This is a genomic window from Cytobacillus sp. (assembly GCF_032154635.1).
Lineage (GTDB): Bacteria > Bacillota > Bacilli > Bacillales > Cytobacillaceae > Cytobacillus.
The window spans coordinates 118,731-135,303 of sequence record NZ_JALDXW010000011.1 but is presented as its reverse complement, the minus strand read 5'-3'; the positions used below and the strand labels follow the sequence as shown (position 1 = coordinate 135,303).

The following is a 16,573-nucleotide window of genomic DNA, read 5'->3' as shown; positions in this document are numbered from 1 at the left end:
AATGAAGTCCCTTCTTGAAAGAAAAACGTGAGGGAAAGTCCTTCATCATGGGAATGAAGGACTTTTTTCGAGTGAAAAAAGGAAAAAGGTCGTTCAGGACCATATAAGCAGGAGTTTGAAAATTCTTAAGACTATTGCAGGAAAATTCATATAGAAAATAGAAGACATAAACAAAACAATTACTGTGGGAGGGTTCAAGTGAACATAAAGAGTTGTCGGGCGATTGTGACTGGTGGAGCTTCCGGACTAGGGGAAGCAACTGTTAGAAATATTGTGAAAAATGGCGGCAAAGCGCTAATTCTCGATGTGTCAGAAGTGCGAGCAAAAAAGCTAAAAGTTGAACTGGGAGATCAAGTTCTTTATAAAATAGCAGATGTAACAAATGAGGCGGTTGTAAAGAAAGCGATTGATTATGGATATGAGCAGTTTGGGTTTATCAACACCGTAATTAATTGTGCAGGCATTGGAAATGCTGCAAAACTTCTAGGTCGTAAAGGGATTCATGAATTAGAGATGTTTACGAAAGTAATTTCGATTAATTTAATTGGAACATTCAATGTGATTCGTCTGGCAGTGGAGCGGATGGTTCAAAATGAAGAAAATGAACATGGCGAAAGAGGCGTTATCATTAATACGGCTTCCGTCGCTGCATTTGAAGGGCAAATCGGTCAAGCGGCATACAGTGCATCAAAGGGAGGTGTTGTCAGCATGACATTACCGATAGCTAGGGAGCTTGCTGTATATGGCATTCGAGTGATGACAATTGCCCCTGGTCTGTTCCATACCCCCATGTTCGATTCTCTTCCAGCGGAAGCAAGAAATTCACTTGGAAGTATGGTGCCATTCCCATCAAGATTAGGATTCCCTGAAGAATATGCCATGCTGGCAGAAAGCATAATTACCAATCCAATGCTGAATGGAGAAACGATTCGCTTGGATGGCGGGATTCGGCTGCAGCCAAGGTAAACGGAGGAATAAAGACAGTGATTGTTCAAGTGGAAAAAATAATTTATTTGGGGTGCATAAATGCTAAAAGCGATTATTTTTGATTTTGATGGAACCATTGCGGATACACTGCCTATTTGTTTTTACGCGTTCCAGGCAGTATTTAAGGATTTTGACAATAAGGATTGTACGACTGATGAAATTAAAGCGATGTTTGGACCGTCGGAGACAGGTATTATTATTGAAAATCTCCAAAATAAAAATCATTATCAGGCTATAGAACATTTTTATAAAAAATATGATGAAAAACATAGTGAAAATAATTATATTAATGAAGAAATCAAGGAATTACTTCAATTCTTAAAGAAAGAAGAGTACAAATTAGGGATAGTAACGGGGAAAGCTAGAAGAAGTTTAAATATTTCATTGAAGTATCTTAATATGGAAAATATGTTTGATGTCATTATTACTGGTGATGATGTAAATATGCCAAAGCCACATCCGGAAGGAATCTACAAGGCACTGGAGCAGCTTGGAATTTCAGCTAGTGAAGCTATTTTCTTAGGTGACAGTGATGCTGATATTCATGCAGGGATTCAAGCAGACGTTATTACAATTGGTGTGCAGTGGCTGCCAAATTATCAAACTTCTGAGTTTACATTTGAGCCTAATCTTACGTTCTATAGTGTATCAAAATTTAAGGAAGCGTTAGTAAAAGAGGAGATTCTACTTTGAGTAGGTACTATTTTGATAGGTTCAGCAAAAGCAAAAGCTTTCCTGAGGATACGTATTCACTGTGGGTGTATGTTAGGGAGTAGGTGCAGCCATTATCCTACTCCCTACCCATTCAAACGATTATTCCTTTTGTTCAGAACGTTCATTTCCTCTTTTAAAATTACCAGTGAGCTTCGCTAATAGCAATTGTACAGCTTTTTCATCTTCCGCTTGTTTAATTTTCTCCAGACATCTTTCAGCATCTTTCCCGCTTAAAATTTTCACTTGTTTTTTATTATATTCAATAAATACTTTATTGTTTTTGGTGACTCTGTAGCTAAACGGAGCTTCGTCTAATCGCTTCCTTTTATCAATATTGTCCATGTTCTCCCTCACAAAGTTTAATCAACGATAATCATTATGGGCTGGTTTAAATAATTCCTCTTGAGTATTTCTAACCATAGAAAAGTGATCAACATTGTAATGCCCATGAAGGATTTTATTATGATGATTAATGATCTGTTCTGCAGTCAGAATAGAAGAATTTGTTGTAGAGTGTCCATCACCTACCAATGTGACATCAAAATGATTAACAGTTGCTGTTCTGACAGCAGTGTCAATACAATGTTCCGTTTTACACCCCATCATTACAAGATGCTCAATTTGATTGCCTTTTAAATAATCCAATAATGGTGTGCCGTAAAAAGAATTTGTCGCCTTCTTATCAAATGTTTTGGCAGCAGGAGGTACTATAATTTCCTGATGGATTTGAAATCCTGTACCTTCCCCATTAGCGACATCTGTATCTCTAATAAAAATGACTAATGCGTCTGAATCTAACGCCTTTTTAACAACAGTATTAATATTACTGATTAACATTTCTTTATTAAGGACACTTTCCTCTTTTTCATTGCCATCAATTAATTCTTGCTGGGCATCGATGACTAGCAATGCTTGCTTCAATAGAATGACCTCTTTTCATATAAAGTTGTTCCAACTCTTTTTCGTCATTAAGGGGACATAATCCTTTATTTTTAAATGAATCTATAGAAAAAATTTGAAAGTTTCGTATTTATTTTTAAATCTTTTTAATAGAGAGAGGGCAAATGAAATCGTATTTTGTGAAAGGAAGATCTGGCAAATGCTAAAGCAAGTTTATTAAGGATAGGAGAGTAAAAAATATTAAGATTATGCAATATTATATAATCGTGTGATAAAATGGAAACAACAGGAAAACAACTACATATAAAGTAGTATCAAGCAATATTATTTGATTGATTCATATTTTCCTCAAAAATACAACAACTTAAGTGGAGTGAAAATAAATGTTGATTAGATGCATTCGTCCGGATGATTCAGAAAAGTTTGTTAAATTAGTCAAGACAGTTGAAAACGAATCAAAATATATGCTTTTTGAACCTGGTGAAAGAGTGATGGAACCCGATCAACAGAAACGAAGAATAGAAGCAATGGAAAAAGAGGGGAATTCTACCATTATCCTAGCAGAAGATCATGATAGTTTAATTGGATACTTAATTGCAATCGGCAGTAATGCGAAGAGAAAAAAGCATTCAGCCTATCTTGTTATTGGGATATTACATGAATACAGGGGGAGAGGAGTAGGTACAAAATTATTTAAATATCTTGAAGAATGGGCAATTGAACATCATATCCACAGATTAGAATTAACAGTTATCGCAAATAATGAAGCAGGATTGGGATTATATAAAAAAATGGGGTTTGTTACAGAAGGAATAAAGAAACATTCATTATTAATAAATGAAGAATATGTTGATGAATACTATATGGCTAAGTTGCTTTGAAAGAAGATTTAGCATGAGGGGAGCTGTGTATGTCAAAGTATATTAGTAGTTTCTTTTTAACTATTATGATTATCATCATTCTTTTTCTAATTTTAGGAGCTGTTTTTATGGGAGGCGGCGACCCTGCTGAAGAAGTTGTTTATATTTTTGGAACGATTGTCGTTTTTTTGCTTGCATTCATCATTGCACAGGTATTTTATTTAATTGATCTATTCAAAAAGAAATTGTAAATGTGTCATCTCCGGCAGAAAAACTGGCAATGAATTTGAATCATGTAGCGTTTCTTCATTTTATGATAAATGCAGTATTACATAATAGGGGGAGGAAGTTGTGAATCATGTTATAAAAATTCCATTCTATTTAAGTATGCTAATGCTAATTATTACTATAATGGCTGCTTGTGAGCAAAAGGATCCTGCTTCTGCCAATGAACAAAATGTACGAAAAAACCGCCAGTTTTCTGAAGGGATGTTTGAATCATTTAAGAATTCACAAACAGGTCAAACAGATAAAATAGTTAATGTATATAAGCTTTTTACTAATTACATAGATACGATGGAAAAAAATCCAGATGCTTCTCAGATTGATACATATAAAAAAGAAGTAATTGATCCGATTTACAATGAATGTTTTCGAGATGCAGAATATATTCATATGGCAGAATCTCTCCTTAATGTGGCACCAACCCGTTATACTGAATTGAAAAAAACAATCAAAAAAATAGAAAAGGAAGATACAAATAAAATAATCAAAGAAGCATTAGAAAAATCAGCATCCTATTTGCCTTCTGATAAGGAAACAACAGTATGTGTATTTCCTGCTGAAAATAAGAATTATGCAATGATAAATGTTGGTGTTGGGAAAATAATCGTTTTATATAATATGTATTATACTGAAGGGAAAATACAGGCAGGAATCGCTCATGAATACTACCACAGTGTTTGGACTGAAAAGCATTTCAGAAAAAATATATCCTTCTCCGTACTTGATAATCTAATTTTTGAAGGGAAGGCAGTCATGTTCGAAAAATTAGTTTACCCTGAACATGTTATTACCCCAATAAATATGAATTACGAGAAAGAATCTTGGTCGAAGATTGAAGCAGATCTAGGCAAATATGATTTTAATCGGTCTCATGAAATTATTATTGGCGGCAATGACCTTCCGCATTTATACGGATATAGTGAAGGGTGCAAAATGGTCAAAGCATACTTAGATCTGAATCCAAAGGCAACCATTGAAGAATGGACAGCCATGAGTGCAAAGGAAATATTTGAGAAAGGAAAATACGCTGAAAAATACGAGTAAAGTGATGTGACAAGAAAAACCTGAATAATGTCCTATTAAGGATATTATTCAGGTTTTTAGAGTGCTTAGTTAGACAAGCAGTGCCTACACATTATTTCTTTTTCTTAATTGGAATCCATATTTCACTGACAAAAGCAGGTGAGGTTACATCTTTATCTTTATTCCATAAGATTTCTGGACCTTCAACTTGTTCATAATGAGAGGTCGGAAACCATTCAGAATATATCCGTCCCCAAACGTTTTGCAATGCATCAGGAAATGGGCCAACAGCTTCAAATACAGCCCATGTCGAAGCTGTGACTTCAAGTTGTGTTAGGTTCAGAGGACATTCCATCGTTGTAGCTACCCCAATATAGTGATCGAGCTCGCCTTTTTCCTCCATTCTCCCTTCAGAAAAGTTGGTAGATGCACTAAGAAGCCCGATCGGTTCAACATTGGATAGATTTTTAAGTTGATTGATCGTGTCACGACTTAGACTTTTCCACATAGATGCGATCTCGGGGTTTACTCCATTGAAAATAATAGGTACTCTCTTCTTAAGGCCAACAATGCGAAATGCCTCTTTTTCAATAATACGGTAGTTCATTTCTTTTCCCCCTTTAATTGATAAATGGAAGGTCATGGGAGGATAAGCTTTGATTGAATGACCAGTATGCCTTGCTTCCGATGGCGTAATCCCGTGCATCTGCTGGAAAGCTCTTGTAAATGAATCAGGGGAGCTATATCCGTACTTTATCGCAAGGTCAATGACTTTCACGTTGCATTCTATTAATTCAAATGCTGCGAGGGTTAGACGGCGGTGACGGATATATTCTGCAAGTGTCATGCCTGATAGGAAGGAAAACATTCTTTTAAAATGATATTCCGAGCATAATGCAATCCGAGCGACTTCTTGAAAGTCAATTTCATCTGTAAGATTATTTTCAATATACTTAAGTGCCTCATTCATGTGTTTCAGCAAATCCATTGTAATGACCTCCTTCATCCTTAGAATAGCAGGGGCTAAAATGTTCCATCCGACTTTTCATGCACGATTTTGCAGGGGGGATCTATAGTAATAATTTAAGCTGAAAGAATCTATCAAGGGCGGATTCCCAATTTATCTTTTGCTCATTTTTCAAGGCGTACAATAATTCATGAAATACAGGCTGTAAGCCATAAAAAGAACTTACTCGTTTAAAAATAGAATCAGAACTTTCTAGTGAGGTGTAAAAGGATAAAACCTCTTTTGTGAAATCAGGACCAAATGTCCAATATAACCCTGCAAAATCAAATGCTGGATCACCGAATTGGGCGTCAGTGAAGTCAATAATGCCTTCAATTCGGTTTAGAGTTTTATTATAAATGATGTTTGATGCAGTCAAATCCCCATGTATGATCGTTTTTTGATAGGATAAATTTGAATAGTTATTTATAAAGGAAATAAATACTTCGCTAATCTCATTTTTCTGGTATGTACTTAAAAAAGGGAAGACATCATGTTTAACGGAAGTATATAGTCTTTCCCAATAATAAGGTGTGTGAATCGTTTCTAAAGTAGTCTCATTCATATTTGAACAATCAATGCTATGCAGTTTAGTTAGAAAATCACTAATTAGCTTTGCATTTTCAAGCTTTTCATTTAATAGACAATCAGAAACTTCACTTAAAGACTCTCCATTAATTAAGGGATATTTAACACCTATTAATCTACTATCACTATATACAGGTTCATATTTCGGTATCTTGATACTCGTTTTTTTCAATGCTAAATGATGAAGTATTTGCATTTCATTCAATACTTTTGTTAAAAGCTGTTCTGATTTTGGGAAGCGGAAGACAATCTCATTATTTATGATGAGAATATCATTATCCCAGCCTTTATTATTAATTTGTACTTCATTTATTTCTAATTGGGGAAATGATTTTTTCACAATCGTTAGCCTATCATCCTGCAACATAAAGTACACCTCTTTTTTATATAAGTTTACTATTGTTTAATTTATAAAGGAAGAAACATGTAATAAATTGGAATGAAGGGGTGCTCAAATGATTCAAGTTTTTCTCACGATTGGAGTCGTCAGTCTAATTATTTCTGGAATTTTTATCGGTGCTTGGACTGACGGGGAACGGCAGAGAGCCAATTCCCAACAAGAGACAGAACAGCATAGAAAATTCAGAACAAACGTTTCTTTGTACTTTGGAATAGTCGGGATTGCCTCCTTAGGTATTGCTGGGATATGTTATTTTATCTAAATTAGATTGAAGGTAATTTGGGGCCTGAATTTTTGAAACAAAAAATGTTTAAGATGTAGTAAAACTTTGGTCAATTTAATTTGAAGACTGGCAATTATCAAAAATAGTCATTAAATGAATGAAGTGTTCAATAGGTATGAGAATGGAATTCTCTTGTTTTTCATTGCTAGCAATAAATATTTCAAATCAATGAATTCTGAATGTTCTAAAAATCACTAATAAGGTACAATAGAGAAAAACAGCAGTTGAAAGGAGAACGAGATGACAGCTCCATATATAAAGGACGAACATGAAATCTTTCGGAAATCATTGCGAAAGTTTTTAGAAAAGGAAGCGTATCCATATTATGAACAATGGGAAGCGAACCGGATAATTCCAAGAGATTTCTGGCTAAAAATGGGGGAGCAGGGGTTTCTATGCCCAACCATTGCTGAACAGTATGGCGGCAGTGCGGTTGATTGGGGCTTTGCAGTTGTTATAAATGAAGAGCTGGAGCGAGTTGGATCTGGCTTAGTTGGAATCGGTCTCCACAACGACATAGTCATTCCTTATATAACAGCTTACGGAACTGAAGAGCAAAAGCAGAAATGGCTGCCTCGCTGTACTACAGGGGAGGTCATCACAGCGATTGCGATGACTGAACCAGGTGCAGGTTCTGATTTAGCTGGGATCAAAACAACCGCTCGATTAGAGGGAGAACATTATGTTGTTAATGGACAGAAGACATTCATCACGAATGGGATCCATTCTGATTTAATTATTGTCGCCTGTAAAACAAATCCTCATGCAGTACCAGCTCATAAAGGCATTAGCCTGCTTACGATAGAACGTGATGCACCTGGTTTCACAAGGGGAAGAAAGCTGAACAAAATCGGGCTGCACTGCCAGGATACGGCCGAGCTGATATTTGAGGACTGTATGGTGCCGAAGGAAAATTTACTTGGTGAAGAAGGAAAAGGGTTTCTTTACTTAATGGAAAAATTGCAGCAGGAACGCCTCGTTGTAGCCATTGCTGCACAGGTGGCAGCCGAGGAAATGCTTAGAATGACAATTGATTATGTGAAAGCGAGAGAAGCATTTGGAAAAAAGATCAGTCGTTTTCAAAATACACAATTTAAGATTGCAGAAATGGCAACAGAAGTTGAAATGGGAAGAGCGTTTCTTGATCAGCTGATCACTGAACATATGCTTGGAAAGGATGTCGTTACAAAAGTATCGATGGCAAAGTGGAAGCTAACGGAGAATGCAAGAAAAATTGCTGCAGAATGTATGCAGCTTCATGGCGGTTACGGCTACATGGAAGAATACGAGATTGCAAGGAGATACCGGGATATACCAGTAGCCAGCATTTACGCAGGAACGAATGAAATTATGAAGGTTATTATTGCAAAAAATATCGGATTGTAGAGAGGAAGAGAAAGATGCGTGAAGCTGTCATTGTGGAAGGAATCAGAACACCAGTAGGGAGAAAAAATGGATATTTAAAGGATATTCGAGCAGATGATCTTGCCGGGCATTGCATAAAGGCGTTAGTAGAGAAAGCTGGCATTGATCCGGCAATTATTGATGATGTTATACTCGGCTGTGTATCGCAAATTGGTGAGCAGAGCGGGGATATTGCACGGGTAGCAGCCCTAATTGCGGGACTTCCTATAGAAGTTCCAGGAACGACAATTGACCGTCAATGCGGATCAAGCCAGCAAGCAGTTCATTTTGCCGCACAGGCAATTCTCGCTGGAGATATGGATGTTATTATCGCTGGCGGTGTAGAAAGCATGTCAAGGGTACCGATAGGATCAAGCTATCAAGGCGTTCCTTTTAGCGAAAAATTAACAAGGCAGTATGAAATGATTCATCAAGGATTGTCTGCAGAGAGGATAGCTGAAAAATATGGATTTTCTCGCCAAGAGTTGGATCAATTTTCATATGAAAGTCATCAAAAGGCTTTGAAGGCACAGGCGAACGGTTATTTTAACAGGGAAATTACCCCAATAGAAGTGACTCTACCAGAAGGGGAGACGTTTCGTGTTACAGAAGACTCGGGTCCACGGAAGGAGACTACTGTTGAAAAGCTGGGTACGTTAAAGACAGTCTTTAAGGAGGATGGAGTGATTCATGCTGGGAATGCCAGTCAAATCAGTGATGGTGCTGCAGCTTTATTAATCATGTCCCGCGAGAAAGCGGAGAAATTAGGATTGAAGCCCAGATTCCGCATCCTTGCCCGTTCAGTAGTCGGCTCTGATCCAACACTTATGCTTACTGGCCCTATCCCAGCAACGGAGAAAGTATTAAAGAAAGCTGGTTTAACGATAGATGAGATTGATATTTTCGAAATCAATGAAGCCTTTGCACCGGTCCCTCTTGCTTGGCTTAAGGATACGGGGGCAAATCCAGCAAAGCTGAATCCGAATGGCGGAGCGATTGCGCTTGGCCATCCGCTTGGCGGGAGCGGTGCCCGATTAATGGTAACAATGATGCATGAGCTTGAACGAACAGGGGGAAGATACGGGCTGCAAACCATGTGCGAAGGACATGGAATGGCAAACGCGACCATTATTGAACGATTAGATGAATGAAAAAGGGAAAGAACTATTTTTTAGAGGACTAGAATTTCTTCAAAAGATAAAAGAAAATCGCACCCGAAATTAATCAATGGACAAATCTGCGGTAATGTGTAGGCATTATTAAAAAGGAGGAAAGCTAAAATGACGACTACAATTGGAAAAATATTCGATTTAACGGTTGGCAAATATCCGAATAAGGAAGCTTTGTTTGATGTCAGAAAAAACTTACGCCTCACCTATAAAGAATGGAGTCTGGAGATTGATAAGCTAGCCAATGCTCTCTTACAGGAGGGGGTACGAAAAGGGGATATTGTTTCAACTTATCTATTTAATACAGAAGAATTGGCTACTGCCTTTTTCGCCTGTGCCAAAATAGGGGCAATTTTTAATCCAATTAATTTTCGGTTAATGTCTGAAGAAGTAGCATATATCTTATCAGATGCGAATCCGAAAGTCGTTCTTTTTGAAAAAATGCTTGAATCTGGTATAGAACCTATCGCTAATCGTTTTCCGCAGACAGCCTTCTGGTATATTGATGAAGACATTCCTGATTATGCAGTAAGCTATAAAGGAAAGGTGGCTTCTGCACCTAGATCAAAAGTAAAAGCCGCTATTAATGAAAATGATCTATATGCCATTATGTATACGAGCGGAACGACAGGAAGACCAAAGGGGGTTCTTCACTGTCACCGGGAGATTGTCGAACAAAGCTTAATCGTCATTAGCGCAACAAAGCTAGACAGCAATGATAATGGCCTTGTAACTGCACCAATGTTTCATTGTGCTGAACTTCATTGTGCTTTCTTGCCTCGTGTGCATGTAGGTGCGAAAAATACCATTCTCCACCATTTCGACCCAAAGAAAGTACTTCAATTAATCACGGAAGAAAAAATCACCAAGTTTTTTGCTGCACCAACGATGTGGAATATGCTATTACAAGAGAACCTTGAAGACTATCAGCTGGAAAGCTTAAAATTGGGTTTATACGGAGCAGCTCCTATGGCGCCAACACTTGTATATGCATGCAAAGATAAGTTAGGGATATCTCTTGTTCAAGCATACGGCATGACAGAGATGGGACCTGCAATTACCTTTTTATTCGATGATGATCAAATTCGTAAAGCCGGATCGGCTGGTCAGGCATGCCTGAATCACGAAATAAGAATTGTGCGTCCGAATGAGAATGGACCATCAGATCCAGATGATACAGTAGCGGTTGGTGAAACAGGGGAAATCATTGTTCAGGGACCATGTATGATGAGCGGGTATTATAATAATGAAGAAGCCTCTGCCAATTCCTTGTATAAAGGCTGGTATCATTCTGGTGATATTGGCTATCTTGATGATGAAGGGTATCTATATGTAAAGGACCGTGTGGATGACATGATAATCAGTGGCGGGGAAAATATATATCCTCGCGAAGTGGAGGACGTTCTATATACACATAGCGGCGTGCTTGATGTTGCTGTTATTGGCCAGCCTGATGACCGCTGGGGAGAAACGGTCACGGCGTTTATTGTTAGAAAGGATCCAGCACTTACAGAAGAAATGCTTGATGAGGTTTGTAAAAATAGTGAGGAACTGGCAAACTATAAACGTCCGCGCCAATACATTTTCTGTGATGCCTTACCGCGAAATGCAAGCGGCAAGATTCAAAAGTTTATGCTGCGCAAACGGCTGGAGGAGTTATTTTCTAATGGCCAGCTTTAGTTCTGAAGCCTATCTGCAAAAAAATATCTGGATTAAAAGCAAAATGGACATCATTATCTGCAATAGGTTAAAATATGAAGAAATTGTTGCATAATTAAATCATCAAGCATCGGAAAAACCGGTGCTTTTTTATTTTTTTTCTTTATAACATCTAACAAAAGGAATAAAATGTTATAATTCATATGTTCAGTATTCCTTTGTGTGAAATAATACATTTCTACATAAAATAAACAAAATAATTAGGAGTGATACATCCTCGTGCGATTAACTAAAGCAATTCCTAATATGGTAACATTAGGGAATTTATATTGTGGTTTTTTATCAATTGGTTTTGCGGCAAGTGGGGGATTTAAAAATGCAGCGATATTAATCTTGATTGGAATGATGCTTGATAGCATGGACGGCAGACTTGCAAGAATGCTTCATGCAGACAGTACATTGGGGAAAGAGCTGGACTCTCTAGCAGACATCGTTACATTTGGAGTGGCGCCATCATTTTTAGTTTATTATACATATTTTTATCAATTTGGCATGTTAGGGTTTGTCGTTGCGGGGTTATTTCCGTTGTTCGGTGCTTATCGGCTAGCCAGATTTAATATAAGCTCAAGTAAAACATCTATGAATTATTTTGTTGGTGTTCCAATTACGGCAGCAGGCGGAATATTGGCGATTCTTACATTATTTGGGCATATTATCCCACAAATTATTACGACAGTGGTTTTCACTGGCATGTGCTTCTTAATGGTGAGTAAAATCCGTATTCCTAGCTTAAAAGAAGTCCCTCTTCCAAAATATGGGACAATCGTGACCATTTTTCTTGGCTGTGTGCTATTTATTGTAGTCAAAGGAACGCACGGTCAATTTCCTTATTTGATCTATATCGCTACCCCATTATATATTGCGTACCTCGCATATCGTTTTGTGAAAGGAAAAAAAGATAAAGAATAAAAAAAGGAGGGCGGTTCCTCCTTTTTTTTATCGATAGAATACTTTATCAATATTATATTTAGCCTTTAGTGTGTTTATAATATATGTTTCGTATATTTCTCTTTCCATTGGATCCTCAACTAAACATACAGCTATTTTATATACTTCTTCTCGATACTTTTTCAAAGGAGAAACAGTATCCTCAAAATGCTTCTTCACTCTCGTCCTTAATTTCCTTGCCTTTCCAACAAATAGGAGCTCCTCATCTTTATTAAAGAATAGAATCAGTCCGCCTTTGTCTCTCGGTATACGATGATAATCTGTAAAACCGTATACACTGCTAATCTCTGAACCGCTTGTCTCTCCGGATTGATTCCGTTTTTTTGTTATTACTATTTCAGGAGAGGGCATTTCAATTTTTATCATCATTATCACTTCCTAATCTTAATAGATGGTATCACACTCGATCAGTAAAAATCTACATGTGCAATGAATAATTATTGTTGATGAACCTATTCGCAGTCAATAGCTGCATTTTCTAAACATACATCCCATATAAATTAATATAATTGCATAATTAATCATTATTATCCAATGAAAAATTTTTAATCATTGAAGGAATTTGACGAAAGGTAGAGAATATATTAAATATTCTAAATTTTTAAAAATATAGGCGTTTTTTGTAGAAGATTGGAGGATGAAAGTTGGGTGGATATATTAGAAATTAATGATGTAACACTAAGGTTTGGAGGAGTTGTGGCACTTGACAAAGTCTCTTATAAGGTGAAAAAAGGAGAAATATTTTCTTTAATTGGCCCTAATGGTGCCGGAAAAACAAGTATGCTGAATTGCATTAGCGGGCTGTACAGGCCATCTGCGGGTACGGTTCGCTTTAAAGGAGAAGATATTACACACTCCAAGCCCCATAACCGTGCCGCACTTGGAATCGCTAGAGCCTTTCAAAATATTGAATTATTCCCGCATTTATCTGTATTGGACAATCTGATGCTAGGCAGACATGTCCGAATGAAAACGGGCATTCTCTCAGGTGGATTGTACTGGGGAAGGGCTCAAAAGGAAGAAGTGCTGCATCGGGGAAAAGTAGAGGCAGTCATTGATTTTTTGGAAATTGAACATATTCGTGATATCCCTGTTGGGCGATTAGCCTATGGATTGCAAAAACGGGTCGAGGTCGGACGTGCCTTAGCATTAGAACCGGAGATTCTATTATTAGATGAACCAATGGCAGGGATGAACAGTGAAGAGAAAGAGGATATGGCACGCTATATCATAGACATTCATGAAGAAATAGAAACAACGATCATTTTAATTGAGCATGATATGGGTGTTGTCATGGATCTTTCTGATCATATTGCTGTTCTTGATTTTGGAAAGATAATTGGCTATGGCACTCCATATGAAATTCAAAATAATCAAAAGGTAATTGACGCGTATCTTGGAGAAGAAAATGTCGGCTAGGCAATTTCTCTATAAAAGAAAAAAGGCAGTAGATAGATGGGATTTAAAGAGGAGGCAGCCATTTTATGTCGAGCTTGAATAAGACATTTCCTCAATTATTACTTGAGAGGACGGCAAGAGCTGGTTCGAAAGTAGCTTTAAGAGAAAAAGATTTTGGTATTTGGAACGAGATTACGTATCAAGAATATTTAGATCAAGTAAAGAGTCTAAGCCTTGGATTTGCGAAGCTGGGCTTTAAAAGAGGCGATAAACTAGCAATTGTTGGCGATAATCGGCCTGAGTGGGTAATAAGTGAATTAGCGGCACAAGCTTTAGGCGGAATCTCAGTGGGAATTTACCAAGAATCGCTCCCGAATGAAATGAGCTTTATTTTGGACCATTGTGATGCAACGATTGTTGTGGTTGAAGACCAAGAACAGGTCGATAAGATCTTAGAAATAAAAAAGGAGATCCCGAAGGTAACAAATATTATTTTTTATGATCCGCGAGGTATGAGGAACTACCAAGATGATGCTTTGATGAGTTTTGAAGAAGTGCAAGCACTTGGGAATACCTTAGAGAAAGAGGAACCAGCCTTTTTTCAGTCAGAAGTAACAAAGGGAAGTGAGCATGATATCGCGATTTTTTCTTATACATCCGGCACCACAGGCAATCCGAAGGCAACCATGCTTACATATAAGAATCTGCTTGATATGGCAAAAAACCTTTCAACTATTGACCCGCTTACAGATAAGGATGAGTATGTATCCTTTTTGCCGCTTGCTTGGATAGGCGAGCAAATGATGACAATGGGAATGGGCCTATATAATGGCATGACGATAAATTTCCCAGAAGAACCTTCCACGGTATTAGAGAATCTTCGTGAGATTGGACCACAAGTTATGTTTAGCCCACCTAGAATATATGAAGATATGGTTTCAAGATTTCAAGTGAAAATTCAAGATGCCGGCTGGCTAAAAAGAAAGATCTACCATTGGTGCAAGCCAATTGGTGAAAGAAGAGCAAGGGCACATTTTGAAAATAAAGAAATACCATTCACAACAAAAATGCAATACAAAATTGCCGATTATTTCATGTTCAGTGCCATTCGTGATCACTTAGGTTTACTCGGCATGAAACGTGCTTATACGGGCGGTGCTCCACTTGGACCTGATGTGTTTGAATTTTTCCATAGTATTGGTGTGAATGTGAAGAGTATTTATGGGCAGACTGAAGTATCAGGTATTTCGATTGTACATCGTGACGGGGATATAAAATTGGACAGCGTCGGCATCCCAATCCCTGGAACAGAGGTGAAAATTTCAAATGAGGGAGAAATTCTGATTAAGAGTTCAAGTATTTTCAAAGGCTATTATAAGAATGATAAAGCAACGAAGGAAACGATTCAATCGGGGTGGCTGCATACCGGAGATGCTGGCAGGTTGGATGAAGAGGGTCATCTCTATGTCATTGACCGGATAAAGGATGTCATTCGCCTGCATTCTGGTGAAATGTTCTCACCGAATTTTATAGAAAATAAACTGAAATTCAGTTCCTATATCCAAGAGGCTGTGGCCATTGGCAAGGATCGTCCATATGTCGTAGCGATGATTAATATTGATATGGAAAATGTCGGCAGATGGGCAGAGAAAAATCAAATTAGTTATACAACCTATACAGATCTGTCCTCGAAGCCAGAGGTGTTGGGACTAATTCAGAAACAAGTAAATGAAATTAACCGAACGTTGCCAGAGAAAGCTCGAGTAAGAAAATTTGTTCTTCTTTATAAAGAACTTGATGCGGATGATGAAGAGCTGACAAGAACAAAGAAAGTAAGAAGACAATTTGTTGCTAAAAAATATGAGCCACTTATTGAAGGAATGTACTCGGAAGAAGAGCGGATAGAAGTGGAAGGAAAAATAAAGTATCGTGATGGCAAGGAACAAACGATTCATACAACGCTTCAGGTGATTGTTATGGATGAAGGAGAGGGAGCGGCATAATGGCCTTTTTTCTGCAAATGCTCGTAACAGGGATTGTTGTTGGCAGTGTATATGCCTTGGTTGCACTCGGATTTGTATTAATCTATAAATCTAGTGATGCGATCAATTTTGCACAAGGCGAATTTTTATTAATTGGGACCTATATTTGTCTCACGTTAATAACTGCTTACAATATTCCATTTATTGCTGCACTGTTCATTGCTCTTATGTTCAGCGCCATACTTGGCTTTGTCATTGAGCGAATTGTTCTTCGGCCGTTTATTGGTGAGCCGGTCATTTCTATGATAATGGCAACAATTGGGTTATCAAGTGCATTAGCTGGACTTGTTCATATTATTTGGGGACATGAAACAAGAGTTTTTCCGCAGATTTTCCCTGAGGAGCCTATTCGTATAGGTGAAGTAGTCATTTCACCCGTATATATTTGGTCGCTTGTCATCGTAGCTATCATGCTTGTCATTTTTACCTTCTTTTTTAAATACTCAAAGCTTGGAATTGCTATGAGAGCGACCGCAGATGATCAGCAGGCTGCTATGTCGATGGGGATTAGTGTCAAAACTATTTTTGCGGTTTCATGGGCGATTGCTGCAATCGTATCAGCTGTAGGGGGAATCCTTCTGGGCAACATTAATGGAGTGAATGCATCACTTTCAGCCATTGGGCTGAAAGTATTGCCAGTTGCCATTCTTGGCGGACTTGATAGCATTCCTGGTGCGATTCTTGGCGGTTTAATTATTGGTGTAGTTGAAACGATGACTGGAGGTTACTTAGATCCACTAGTGGGCGGGGGATTAAAAGAGGTCATGCCATTTATTATTCTAGTATTTATTCTCATGTTCAAGCCATATGGTCTATTTGGTAAAAAAGAAATCGAGAGGGTGTAATC

18 protein-coding genes are annotated in these 16,573 nt (G+C 37.7%); 13 read left to right on the top strand and 5 right to left on the bottom strand.

The features are described from left to right. Positions 1–198: 198 nt before the first annotated feature. Together RUH74_RS10305 and RUH74_RS10300 are read left to right on the top strand one after the other, a co-directional pair. Positions 199–966, top strand: coding sequence for a 3-hydroxyacyl-CoA dehydrogenase (locus RUH74_RS10305; RefSeq protein WP_313800215.1), 768 nt, complete (start codon positions 199–201; stop codon positions 964–966). Positions 967–1,026: 60 nt separating this feature from the next. After that, positions 1,027–1,680, top strand: a complete 654-nt coding sequence (locus RUH74_RS10300) for an HAD family hydrolase (protein WP_313800214.1) — start codon at positions 1,027–1,029, stop codon at positions 1,678–1,680. A gap of 120 nt (positions 1,681–1,800) precedes the next feature. Here RUH74_RS10300 and RUH74_RS10295 read toward each other — a convergent pair whose 3' ends face one another. Beyond that, positions 1,801–2,043: a hypothetical protein gene (locus tag RUH74_RS10295; RefSeq protein ID WP_313800213.1), complete on the bottom strand. Its 243-nt coding sequence runs from the start codon at positions 2,041–2,043 to the stop codon at positions 1,801–1,803. A 21-nt stretch (positions 2,044–2,064) separates the two neighbouring features. After that, positions 2,065–2,622, bottom strand: coding sequence for an isochorismatase family protein (locus tag RUH74_RS10290; RefSeq protein ID WP_313800212.1), 558 nt, complete (start codon positions 2,620–2,622; stop codon positions 2,065–2,067). A 362-nt stretch (positions 2,623–2,984) separates the two neighbouring features. On the opposite strand from RUH74_RS10290, the gene RUH74_RS10285 reads away from it, so the two are divergent. The 3 genes from RUH74_RS10285 to RUH74_RS10275 all read left to right on the top strand — a co-directional run bounded on the left by RUH74_RS10285 (position 2,985) and on the right by RUH74_RS10275 (position 4,790). Then, positions 2,985–3,482, top strand: coding sequence for a GNAT family N-acetyltransferase (locus tag RUH74_RS10285; RefSeq protein ID WP_313800211.1), 498 nt, complete (start codon positions 2,985–2,987; stop codon positions 3,480–3,482). A 29-nt stretch (positions 3,483–3,511) separates the two neighbouring features. Next, a complete protein-coding gene (locus tag RUH74_RS10280) occupies positions 3,512–3,712 on the top strand; it encodes a hypothetical protein (protein ID WP_313800210.1) in 201 nt (66 codons plus the stop codon). A gap of 100 nt (positions 3,713–3,812) precedes the next feature. After that, positions 3,813–4,790, top strand: coding sequence for a DUF2268 domain-containing putative Zn-dependent protease (locus RUH74_RS10275; protein WP_313800209.1), 978 nt, complete (start codon positions 3,813–3,815; stop codon positions 4,788–4,790). A 91-nt stretch (positions 4,791–4,881) separates the two neighbouring features. Here the strand turns inward: RUH74_RS10275 and RUH74_RS10270 are convergent, their stop codons facing one another. Both RUH74_RS10270 and RUH74_RS10265 read right to left on the bottom strand, forming a co-directional pair. Beyond that, positions 4,882–5,757, bottom strand: coding sequence for an AraC family transcriptional regulator (locus tag RUH74_RS10270; RefSeq protein ID WP_313800208.1), 876 nt, complete (start codon positions 5,755–5,757; stop codon positions 4,882–4,884). An 82-nt stretch (positions 5,758–5,839) separates the two neighbouring features. Further along, entirely contained in the window at positions 5,840–6,730 is an 891-nt protein-coding gene (locus RUH74_RS10265; RefSeq protein WP_313800207.1) for an aminoglycoside phosphotransferase family protein, read from the bottom strand. Between the two features lie 88 nt (positions 6,731–6,818). Between RUH74_RS10265 and RUH74_RS10260 the strand changes: the two genes are divergently transcribed. The 5 genes from RUH74_RS10260 (at position 6,819) to pssA (ending at position 12,247) form a co-directional block, all read left to right on the top strand. Beyond that, on the top strand, positions 6,819–7,025 hold the full coding sequence (locus RUH74_RS10260; protein ID WP_313800206.1) for a DUF5316 family protein: 207 nt from the start codon (positions 6,819–6,821) through the stop codon (positions 7,023–7,025). Between the two features lie 261 nt (positions 7,026–7,286). Beyond that, entirely contained in the window at positions 7,287–8,432 is a 1,146-nt protein-coding gene (locus RUH74_RS10255) for an acyl-CoA dehydrogenase family protein (protein WP_313800205.1), read from the top strand. A 14-nt stretch (positions 8,433–8,446) separates the two neighbouring features. After that, the gene (locus RUH74_RS10250; RefSeq protein WP_313800204.1) at positions 8,447–9,601 is read left to right on the top strand and encodes a thiolase family protein; all 1,155 of its coding nucleotides are present in this window, start codon (positions 8,447–8,449) and stop codon (positions 9,599–9,601) included. Positions 9,602–9,730: 129 nt separating this feature from the next. After that, a complete protein-coding gene (locus tag RUH74_RS10245; protein WP_313800203.1) occupies positions 9,731–11,299 on the top strand; it encodes a fatty acid--CoA ligase in 1,569 nt (522 codons plus the stop codon). Between the two features lie 258 nt (positions 11,300–11,557). Next, a complete protein-coding gene (pssA, locus tag RUH74_RS10240; protein ID WP_313800202.1) occupies positions 11,558–12,247 on the top strand; it encodes a CDP-diacylglycerol--serine O-phosphatidyltransferase in 690 nt (229 codons plus the stop codon). 27 nt (positions 12,248–12,274) lie between these two features. On the opposite strand, the gene RUH74_RS10235 is transcribed toward pssA, so the two are convergent. Continuing rightward, positions 12,275–12,652 carry a nucleotide excision repair endonuclease gene (locus RUH74_RS10235; protein WP_313800220.1) on the bottom strand — a complete coding sequence of 126 codons (378 nt, stop codon included), beginning with the start codon at positions 12,650–12,652 and terminating at the stop codon, positions 12,275–12,277. A 282-nt stretch (positions 12,653–12,934) separates the two neighbouring features. On the opposite strand from RUH74_RS10235, the gene RUH74_RS10230 reads away from it, so the two are divergent. The 3 genes from RUH74_RS10230 to RUH74_RS10220 all read left to right on the top strand — a co-directional run bounded on the left by RUH74_RS10230 (position 12,935) and on the right by RUH74_RS10220 (position 16,571). Next, entirely contained in the window at positions 12,935–13,705 is a 771-nt protein-coding gene (locus RUH74_RS10230; RefSeq protein WP_313800201.1) for an ABC transporter ATP-binding protein, read from the top strand. A 65-nt stretch (positions 13,706–13,770) separates the two neighbouring features. Further along, on the top strand, positions 13,771–15,687 hold the full coding sequence (locus RUH74_RS10225) for an AMP-binding protein (RefSeq protein ID WP_313800200.1): 1,917 nt from the start codon (positions 13,771–13,773) through the stop codon (positions 15,685–15,687). After that, positions 15,687–16,571 carry a branched-chain amino acid ABC transporter permease gene (locus RUH74_RS10220; protein WP_313800199.1) on the top strand — a complete coding sequence of 295 codons (885 nt, stop codon included), beginning with the start codon at positions 15,687–15,689 and terminating at the stop codon, positions 16,569–16,571. Before RUH74_RS10225 ends, RUH74_RS10220 begins: the two co-directional genes overlap by 1 nt. Positions 16,572–16,573 lie beyond the last annotated feature (2 nt).

Excerpts from the sequence above, each read along its gene's own strand:
- RUH74_RS10300 (WP_313800214.1), top strand. The coding sequence starts at position 1,027 with ATGCTAAAAGCGATTATTTTTGATTTTGATGGAACCATTGCGGATACA.
- RUH74_RS10295 (WP_313800213.1), bottom strand. The coding sequence starts at position 2,043 with ATGGACAATATTGATAAAAGGAAGCGATTAGACGAAGCTCCGTTTAGC.
- RUH74_RS10285 (WP_313800211.1), top strand. The coding sequence starts at position 2,985 with ATGTTGATTAGATGCATTCGTCCGGATGATTCAGAAAAGTTTGTTAAA.
- RUH74_RS10280 (WP_313800210.1), top strand. The coding sequence starts at position 3,512 with ATGTCAAAGTATATTAGTAGTTTCTTTTTAACTATTATGATTATCATC.
- RUH74_RS10270 (WP_313800208.1), bottom strand. The coding sequence starts at position 5,757 with ATGGATTTGCTGAAACACATGAATGAGGCACTTAAGTATATTGAAAAT.
- RUH74_RS10265 (WP_313800207.1), bottom strand. The coding sequence starts at position 6,730 with ATGTTGCAGGATGATAGGCTAACGATTGTGAAAAAATCATTTCCCCAA.
- RUH74_RS10260 (WP_313800206.1), top strand. The coding sequence starts at position 6,819 with ATGATTCAAGTTTTTCTCACGATTGGAGTCGTCAGTCTAATTATTTCT.
- RUH74_RS10255 (WP_313800205.1), top strand. The coding sequence starts at position 7,287 with ATGACAGCTCCATATATAAAGGACGAACATGAAATCTTTCGGAAATCA.
- RUH74_RS10250 (WP_313800204.1), top strand. The coding sequence starts at position 8,447 with ATGCGTGAAGCTGTCATTGTGGAAGGAATCAGAACACCAGTAGGGAGA.
- RUH74_RS10245 (WP_313800203.1), top strand. The coding sequence starts at position 9,731 with ATGACGACTACAATTGGAAAAATATTCGATTTAACGGTTGGCAAATAT.
- RUH74_RS10235 (WP_313800220.1), bottom strand. The coding sequence starts at position 12,652 with ATGATAAAAATTGAAATGCCCTCTCCTGAAATAGTAATAACAAAAAAA.
- RUH74_RS10225 (WP_313800200.1), top strand. The coding sequence starts at position 13,771 with ATGTCGAGCTTGAATAAGACATTTCCTCAATTATTACTTGAGAGGACG.
- RUH74_RS10220 (WP_313800199.1), top strand. The coding sequence starts at position 15,687 with ATGGCCTTTTTTCTGCAAATGCTCGTAACAGGGATTGTTGTTGGCAGT.